This window comes from Nostoc sp. NOS(2021), from assembly GCF_017115025.1.
Classification (GTDB): Bacteria; Cyanobacteriota; Cyanobacteriia; order Cyanobacteriales; family Nostocaceae; genus Nostoc.
The window spans coordinates 1-8,382 of the sequence record NZ_JABXKM010000217.1 but is presented as its reverse complement, the minus strand read 5'-3'; the positions used below and the strand labels follow the sequence as shown (position 1 = coordinate 8,382).

Below are 8,382 nucleotides of genomic sequence, written 5' to 3'. Positions count from 1 at the left end.
GAATAATTTCAATAATAAAAATTAATCTAAAAATATACGTGTATTTTAAAGTAAAACCTATTTGAAAAGATGGTTGCAAACTTAAAAAGTTTATTTAGACAGCCAGTTATTCTTTCGAGTGCGATCGCTACAGTTTTACTAGTGGACATTGAAAAACTTGGGGTTTTCGAGCTTCTGGAAATGAAGGTCTACGACCAAATGATGCAATTACGTGCCGCCCCAGGCCGGAGGTGAGACTGAAGTAAGGGCACAGCAATGCTGTGCCCCTACCGTGTATTGCATCCAAACGAGAAGCGCTATAGTCGTTGACATAGGACTTACGCAAAACTACACGCTGTAGGGGCAATTCATGAATTGCCCCTACCTAAAAATCATTCTTTTCAGCTATTGTTTGCGTAAGTCCTGTGACATTAAAAAGCGCCCCTTTTGGAGAGTCTTCACTGGGTGAGCTTGTCGCTCGTGTTGCTCATGAAATTAATAACCCTGTTAATTTTATTTATGGCAATTTAATTTATGTTAAAGAATATACTCAGCAATTACTAACTTTAATTAAACTGTACCACCCAAACTCTTGTAATTATCAGCAAGAAAAAAATATTTTAATTGATGAGATAGATTTAGAATTTATTATTGATGATCTGCCTAAAGTTGTATGTTCAATGACAGTTGGTGCTGATCGGATTCGCGAGATTGTGCTAACTTTGCGAAACTTCTCGCGTCTCGATGAAGCAGAAATGAAACCTGTAGACATTCATGAAGGAATTAATAGTACACTATTAATTTTGCAGTATCGTCTTAAAGAAAAATCTGAACAGCATGAAATTACAATTATTAAAGATTATGGTAATTTACCACTAGTTGAATGTTATGCAGGAGGATTAAATCAGGTATTTATGAATATACTTACAAACGCAATTGATGCTTTAGAACAACAACAATTAGAGCTTTCAAAAGAAGATTTAAAAAAACAAATTAGCTCAATTTTTATCTCTACTAAAGTTGAAAATCAAGAACGTATAATTATCAGTATTAAAGATAATGGCCCAGGAATAAGTGAGGAAGTTAAAAGTAGATTGTTTGACCCATTCTTTACTACTAAACCTCTAAGTAAAGGTACTGGCTTAGGATTGTCTATTAGTTACCAAATTATAGTAGAAAAGCATAGAGGAAAAATCAAGTGTATATCTGCACCAGGAAAGGGTACAGAGTTCTTGATTGAGATTCCGCTCAAGCAGGGACAGTAAGTAAACTATATTAACAAAGGCGGACAGCAAATATAGTAAGCGATTCTAGTTCCTTTTTAAGGGGGGAATTAAGAATTAAGTCCCCTTTTTAAGCGCGGTTGGGGGGATATTCCGGAGGAAAATATTACTAACACGAAGCATATTGCTGTTGAAGGAGATAGTGCAGAAATGCGATGTCTGGGTTGTGCTACGCCTACAACTGAGTAACAACGCTGCATAAATTTTTAGATTACCTTAGTTAAATATATATCTGTTCAAGTTTGTCCTGAACTTTACTTTTGATTTATTAACCAACACAACATCAGCGATGAAACTCTTTCCCTCGCTCAATTTTGCACAGATTGTTGATTCTCTTGTCCTATCTAGAATCGCTAGGACTCAAATAGCCACTCATAGCAAGAGTAGCACATCAATCAACACAGCTATCAAATCTAATACTTTACGCAGCCATTCCACAAATATCAATTACCTCAAACCCTTTGATACTGCTGTTCTTGCTTATCACATGATGGGTCTTAGCAACTTTGAATGATCCATAGGATGCGCTCAATTAGATCACCCGAATGGGTGAGGAACAAATCAACCGTTCAGGTGAACTGAGTGTAGGAAGTTGAGACTGATAAAAAATAAGACTCTATTACTCAAGAACACTAATTGCACTTTACTCTAACTAAGGATAATCCTATGAAACTCTCTATCTTGATAGATTCTGTACTCATTGTTGCTTCTATTGCTTTATTGCATGGAATGGGTGGCGCTCAAATAGCTACTAACAATAGTAGCGAACCTATAGCTATCAACTCTAACAATTTATCCACTCATTCTACGAACGTCAGCTACCTCAAACCCTTTGATGCTGCATTTTTAGCTTATCAAGGTAATCTGAAAGCACAGGGGATTCCTAGTGGTAGTACTTTGATATCTCAATACCAAACAGGAAACCTGACTGCACTAGATGTGGTTAAGGCTGCTGTCAACGCTAAAAAGTTACCAGCAGAAGCTTTGAATGATAGAGGTTATCTAAACGCTGTCGAGTCGCAGCTGACATCATTCGGTAACACTGATATTTCATCTTATTAAGTACAGCGTTGCAGAGGTTTGTAACGGATTTATGAAATGCTGTACTATCATCTCGTTGCTTTGATCAGAAAATGCGTCAGAAAAAAGGAAAAGTTGTTGTCTCGCGCTAATCACCATCCCATTACCAAAAATTACTTTAACCCCTCCAACCTTGGAGGGGTTTTTAGTTAGTGCTACGGTTGCTGCTTACTCTAGCGTCGCCCCCCTTTTCCCAACGCACCTTTTGGAGAGGAAAGCGTGGGAAGAAGTGCGATCGCCGCTTCGCGCGATGCATTTGAAGCCTAGTGTTTACTACTGGAATGCTTTCTGCTACCACCAAGGTGCGTAGGCGTAGCCCGTTGGAAACATCGCTCCGACAATGGCATAGCCGATCACACCCCTGGAAAAAAGGGTCGGGTAATAAATTATTTACTGTTCTATCAAATTAACGTTGTTAAGTTACTCAGCAGGTGTAGTTCTCACCTCCAGGCTGTGTTAGATATTGTGACGCGAAACAGGAGTATAGATACGTTGCTAAAGCTTTCTCCAGAATCTCCTCTATTTATTCTGTTAATTATTATTAGTTTTCTAATAGTAACTTTGTCAACTTGGTTATCATCTAAACCATTCGTTTTAAAACCATTTGGGGTTAATGATATTATCCAGCTACTCACATTACAGTTATTTATCTCTTTGTTGTTAGAGCGTTCTTTAGAAGTTTTTATAACTACTTGGCGTGGCCCATTTATCGAGCAATTAGATATTAGTATTCAGCAAGAAAAGGCTCTGATATCTGATAAGATAAAGCTTATGGAAGTCCAACAGAAACAGTTTCCTTCTTTGGAATCAAATCAAATCAGTGGGCTACCGCCTGAAGGAATGAGTTTAGAACAGCAAATCATCCAAAATTTTACACAAAATCAACAAGATTCATTAAAAATCTTCAAGCCACAAATGGATGATATAAATGAAAAAGAGCGCCAAAGAACAGCCTATAAATCTGATACACGAACAATTGCTCTATGGACATCCCTTTTATTCGGTCTTTTAATTAGCGCAATAGGTATTCGCTCAATCGAGCCACTTGTAGTTATTGATTTAGATAATCCCATACAAGTAGTTATTTTCCGTTGTTTAGATGCATTTCTCACAGGAGGTTTAATTGCAGGAGGTAGCGAGGGAATCCATCAGATTATAAAAGTTTTTCCCGACTTTATGGAAGCTACATCTAAACAAATAAAAAATCAGTGATTATCTTGATGAAACGAAGCATTTCCGCTGACAAAATACAGGATAATATTGCAAATACCATAAAAATTACAGTGGGAGCATCTCAAATTTTTAAATTTACTATTATTCTGTCTGAAGATAGGAATAAGAGAATGATGAAACGAACCGCATACTCCTACGGAGAAGCAAGCTACGCGCAGCGTCTCGTAGAGAAGAGCGCAAAGGGAAGAGAGTTATAAAGGGTTTTTGTATCAGTGCCGTGAATTTTTGAAAAATTGAGATGCTCCCAATTATAGTAATATCTATTCTAAATATATGGTGTCATCGTCCCATAAATAATTTTTAACATCTACAAAATTTTTATTTAAATTGCTCAATAAATCTGCCTCAAATAAAACCTTAACTCCTTCAGTTTCCAACTTCTTTTTTTGTTGGTTCACATAAGTTATCAAATAACCTTTAGAGTCTAATATTCTATGTACCGGATAATCAGCCGCCGAGGTTTTTTTCAGGTATGTAGGAATAGCTCTTAGATAGCTATTATCTACTCCTATACCTTTGATTATCTGTTTATATGTAACTACTTTCCCACTTGGGATTTTGATGATAAAATTTAGGAATCGTTTATATGGATTTTCAGATAACGCTGGAAATTTATGAGCTTGAACCTGAAAATTACTGCCTACCTGGATTTTACCTGATTTAATAACTACGCCTAAAATTCCTCTTTTACCTTGGATGCTTTTTAATGATTCTACCAAGTGGGCTATTCGCTTACACGGTTCGCAATGAAAAGTTAGACGAATTGCCGCACCACTTTTAAAGGTTAACAAAGATCCAGGGATAAAATTATCAAATTCTCTACCTATAACCACAATATTTTCTCGCAATTCTCCTGGGTTAATTGATAAGTCTAAAATATCTTCATGTCTAACAATTAAAACTTGCCTGGGACTTATAGGATCAGCATTAATATCTCCTTCAATACCATGATTTACCTTTAAATTTAATGTTTTAAGCTCTACCATCGCAGAACCTGGTTTTACTTTGGTGAAAAGATGCATGATTGAGAGAGCCATATTCATTCAGCGGCGCGATCTATTTCAACTTTAGTAAGTGAAGTCAGGTAAATCATGGGATTTACTAAGAATGAATAAGCTTCCATCTCCTCCACGTCCAATTCTTAAGGTTTCATCTAAGTAAGTAATGTCTAGTGTGGCAGTTCTGCTAGTAGGATTATTCGCTGGGACAATCTTAAATGGGTTGAGTTGGGGCGTATTAATGCCAACAATCTTCTCAATCGATAGGTAGCGTTTATCAAAATAAACATTGAGGCGTTTGTTCGATAGAGGCTCTAAATCTTCTTTGGCTGGCTCAAAGCTAGCTGTCACTTTCACATATCCCGATACTAGCCCCAGAGAATGTTTAACTTTAGCTAGATTGAAAAATAATTTATTTGCAACATCAATCACTTGATAAACTTTACCCAGCTTTAATCCCAATGGGAGAGAAGCTAAAGAACGAATTTCTCTGGCTGTGGAATATTGCAGTTGCCAAGCTCCCTCCAGTAAAGAAGTAGCGTAGAGAAGAGGATTGAGATTGGGATTGACGCTCTCCAGTTCCGTCGTCAATTGTTCAATTTCTTCGACTAAGGTTTTGTCTAGCTGGAAATCGGTAACGGGAGAGCCATCGCTCTTGGTTTGAATATTCTCAAGCCTGGCTTGTAATTTTTCCTTAATTAAAAGTTGATTATTCAATGGTTGAAGATTTTCCTTTACATATCCTATTGCTTTAGTTCAACTTTTATGCACTTCCAGCATAAAAGTTGAATTATCTAGATGAGATTAGTCAATGAGTTGTGGGGTGGGAATTTGCGTATCGATATCTGCTTGAGAAAAAGTAGGGAGCAACCAGCTACTCTCACCCGCTTTGAATACTTTGGCAGGTTCAACATTCAATTCAATTGCACCAGTGGCTGGATTGGTTCTAGCAATAGACTGTGTACCATCGACAAACTTGACGGCAATCGCTTGGGTCAGTTCTTGTGGTTGAGTGTTCGGCCCTAGAACCACTTGAGAACCTGCGGGTAAGTAAATGCCATCGCAATCCCAATCATCATCCGTGATTGTTCCTGCGCCCAAGAAGTAGAGTTGAGTTGGAGATTTTTTTGGTTTATTCGCATAGACAGCCAACGTCTTTCCAGTTTCATTGCGGCACTGCGCCCGCTTTCTAGCTGTTTCTATGACATTTTTCTGAGACTGCAATTGTGTCAGTCGCTGCTGGAATTGCTCAGGTGTATAGCCAGCTTGCTCAGGTGTATCCTTTACAGTTAGAAGTTGATTGAGCGCCTGAGTTACCTCAGCATAGTCAGCCCCCTTAGTAAAATCCTTGCCTGCCCAAGAGGGTTGAGCAATTACCAGATTCACCATCAACACGAGAGCGACAAGAATAATTTTGAGAAACTGCATATTTTTCTCCTTTTTTTGAAATTAGTGTTCAGTACCACTGAAACTTTAGCAGATTTCAAAACCTTGAAAATTTTGATCGCGATCGCCGCAAACAACAGCCATAAAATTAATAATCCTACAAGCTCTCCCCAATGTCCAAATAACGCTTAAATTTCGGCTGTACTGAAGTGCGAGGGGTAAATTGCAATTCCTACTTTTGATAAATTACACTTAGGTAAATATTTGTTACTAGTCTTTAGTGAATTGTCGAGCCAAATGTTAACCAACAAGGATATAATTGCTGGGAATTAGTTAGACTAGAAACTTAGCCTAATTAAAAGTATCAATTTTAACTATACCCTTACTTGATTTTGGTTAAGTTTTTGGGAAACACAACTTTGTATAAATTGATTGCTAATTTTCATTAACTATATCTTGGGAGGGGTGACTAATAATTTTAGATATGTAGTAAGCTGTTCCACATTTAACTTGCATAATTAGGGCGCTCATGTTGCCCACCCCACAAGAGTTATGTTTAATTCGGTTATGCAAATTAGATGTTTTTCAGCTTATGTGGTCAAGAATCTTGATTAAAAATTGTAATCAATTAATTACTTATATGACTTACGCATTGACAAAAAATACTAAATATGGGTAATTTTTAAAACCACATCTTTTGTAAGGGCACAGCATTGCTGTGCCCCTACAGCATGGTCTATTTACGATCGCAGGATTAATTAAGAAAAGCCTGAAATAACCTATTTTAGTTAATGCACATCACGATGCATTTGTACAGTGCGTAAGTCCTAACTTATAAGTAGCTAAACGCAACATTGGGTAGAAGCATCAAAGAACAAAATCATACATATTATTGGAATGGCAGTGTTATCTAATGTTTGTACTGGGATTAATTATTTAAATTGGGATTAGGAATTTTACTAAGATGCTCTCTCAAAATTAGGGTGTAAAGAAATGATTTCAGCAGGAATAGAAGTAAAAATAAATCGCTTAGAATCTCTTGTTGAGCAAATTGGGGAAGCAGTACTTTCTACGACTGAGACAATTGAACGTCTTGCAGAAAGATTGGAGACTCTCAGCATCCAAGTCGAAGCACAGGGACAGCAGGTGCAACAGCAAAGCTATCAAATTGTCGCATTGTGTGATGCTGTACAGACTCTTGCTGAATCTCAGCATGATTCACGGCAAAAACTCAACCAACTGACACAAACTGTAGATCGGTTCATGTCTTTAATTCAAGAATTAGATGACTAGTAGCAATTTTTGATTTTGGATTCAATTGTTATTGTTAACTGAATGTCAAAAGAATTCATAATTACGTACCCATTCTTTAATGATGAATTATGAATTAGTAATTATTCGGTTAAACTCTTAACTGAGTTACCGCGATATTGCCGGAAAAACATACATCCACATCGCTACCAGGAGTGCGATCGCGTTTGCCATATTCCCCTACATAATAAAAATCATTGCCTTCAATTCGATAGTTCACGGGCAAAGGTTTGGTACAGGGTTGGCAAAACACCACATCAGGATCTGGTTCTCCTGGTTGCAGATGCGGCAAGTTCACATTCCAAAAGCTTCCCGGTTCTAGGGGACGCTTGAGTAAGTCGGTTAAAACTTTAGCTGTGAATTTGGCGGCCAGATCCCAATCAAAATTCTGCTTGGCTTTGCGATAGTGGGAAATGGCAACTCCGGGAATACCGTGCATTGCGGCTTCCCGCACAGCAGCCACTGTGCCAGAAATGTAGGCATCGACTCCCAAGTTGCCCCCAGCGTTAATACCTGAAAGTACAAATTTGACATCTGCGCTAATTTGTGTTATGGCAATTCTCACACAATCAGCGGGAGTACCTGCGATCGCATACTCAGTCTCAGAACGTCGCTGGAGGTTGATGGCACGAGTGGTAGTAACTTGATGTCCACAGCCAGACTGAGGATCAACCGGAGCAGCGATAATAGCATTTTTGCCGTTTACAGCTTTGAGCAGCGCTTGGATACCGGGGGCATCAATGCCGTCGTCGTTAGTTAAAATTATGGTCATGTATATATTATATTGATATACATTTAGCTAAAATATCAAAAAAATGCAGATATCCTCGATCAATGGATACAGCAGGAAAAGCTACTTGCAGATATGGAAAAAATATGCTTAATTTTGCCAAAAATATTGTTCATACGATATGATTTCTAGATGGTTTGCAAATTCCGCCCTAAATATTTCGGTTAATTCCCAAAAGGGGCGGTATGTTTTGTAACTAGCAAGGGTGTTAGCGTCAGGTTAATGCTTGCAGCCGCCCTCAGAACAAGTTTGTGCAGTCAAAAAATCCCGTAATATCATGTCCGCCATACCCATAATAGAAGAACCCCACCCCCACCCCCTC

General features: G+C 38.0%; 9 protein-coding genes and 1 pseudogene. 6 read left to right on the top strand and 4 right to left on the bottom strand.

Features of this window, described 5'->3' with window-relative positions; all coding sequences use genetic code 11:
• Positions 1-69 precede the first annotated feature (69 nt).
• From HWQ41_RS23280 to HWQ41_RS23260, 5 genes and pseudogenes are all read left to right on the top strand, one after another.
• Positions 70-234 (top strand): hypothetical protein, encoded by a 165-nt coding sequence (locus tag HWQ41_RS23280; protein ID WP_292768177.1) that lies wholly within the window; start codon positions 70-72, stop codon positions 232-234.
• Positions 235-434: 200 nt separating this feature from the next.
• Positions 435-1,244, top strand: a pseudogene (locus HWQ41_RS23275) (ATP-binding protein); the annotation flags it as partial.
• A gap of 307 nt (positions 1,245-1,551) precedes the next feature.
• A complete protein-coding gene (locus HWQ41_RS23270; protein WP_292768175.1) occupies positions 1,552-1,776 on the top strand; it encodes a hypothetical protein in 225 nt (74 codons plus the stop codon).
• Positions 1,777-1,928: 152 nt separating this feature from the next.
• Positions 1,929-2,324, top strand: a complete 396-nt coding sequence (locus HWQ41_RS23265; protein WP_292768173.1) for a hypothetical protein — start codon at positions 1,929-1,931, stop codon at positions 2,322-2,324.
• 579 nt (positions 2,325-2,903) lie between these two features.
• Positions 2,904-3,554 (top strand): hypothetical protein, encoded by a 651-nt coding sequence (locus tag HWQ41_RS23260; protein ID WP_292768170.1) that lies wholly within the window; start codon positions 2,904-2,906, stop codon positions 3,552-3,554.
• Between the two features lie 281 nt (positions 3,555-3,835).
• On the opposite strand, the gene HWQ41_RS23255 is transcribed toward HWQ41_RS23260, so the two are convergent.
• From HWQ41_RS23255 to HWQ41_RS23245, 3 genes are all read right to left on the bottom strand, one after another.
• Positions 3,836-4,612, bottom strand: coding sequence for an MGMT family protein (locus HWQ41_RS23255; RefSeq protein ID WP_292768167.1), 777 nt, complete (start codon positions 4,610-4,612; stop codon positions 3,836-3,838).
• 30 nt (positions 4,613-4,642) lie between these two features.
• Positions 4,643-5,290, bottom strand: a complete 648-nt coding sequence (locus HWQ41_RS23250; protein WP_292768165.1) for a PAP/fibrillin family protein — start codon at positions 5,288-5,290, stop codon at positions 4,643-4,645.
• Positions 5,291-5,377: 87 nt separating this feature from the next.
• On the bottom strand, positions 5,378-6,001 hold the full coding sequence (locus tag HWQ41_RS23245) for a hypothetical protein (protein WP_292768162.1): 624 nt from the start codon (positions 5,999-6,001) through the stop codon (positions 5,378-5,380).
• Between the two features lie 951 nt (positions 6,002-6,952).
• Between HWQ41_RS23245 and HWQ41_RS23240 the strand changes: the two genes are divergently transcribed.
• Positions 6,953-7,252, top strand: a complete 300-nt coding sequence (locus HWQ41_RS23240) for a hypothetical protein (RefSeq protein WP_292768160.1) — start codon at positions 6,953-6,955, stop codon at positions 7,250-7,252.
• Between the two features lie 109 nt (positions 7,253-7,361).
• On the opposite strand, the gene surE is transcribed toward HWQ41_RS23240, so the two are convergent.
• Positions 7,362-8,042 (bottom strand): 5'/3'-nucleotidase SurE, encoded by a 681-nt coding sequence (gene surE, locus HWQ41_RS23235; protein ID WP_292768157.1) that lies wholly within the window; start codon positions 8,040-8,042, stop codon positions 7,362-7,364.
• Positions 8,043-8,382 lie beyond the last annotated feature (340 nt).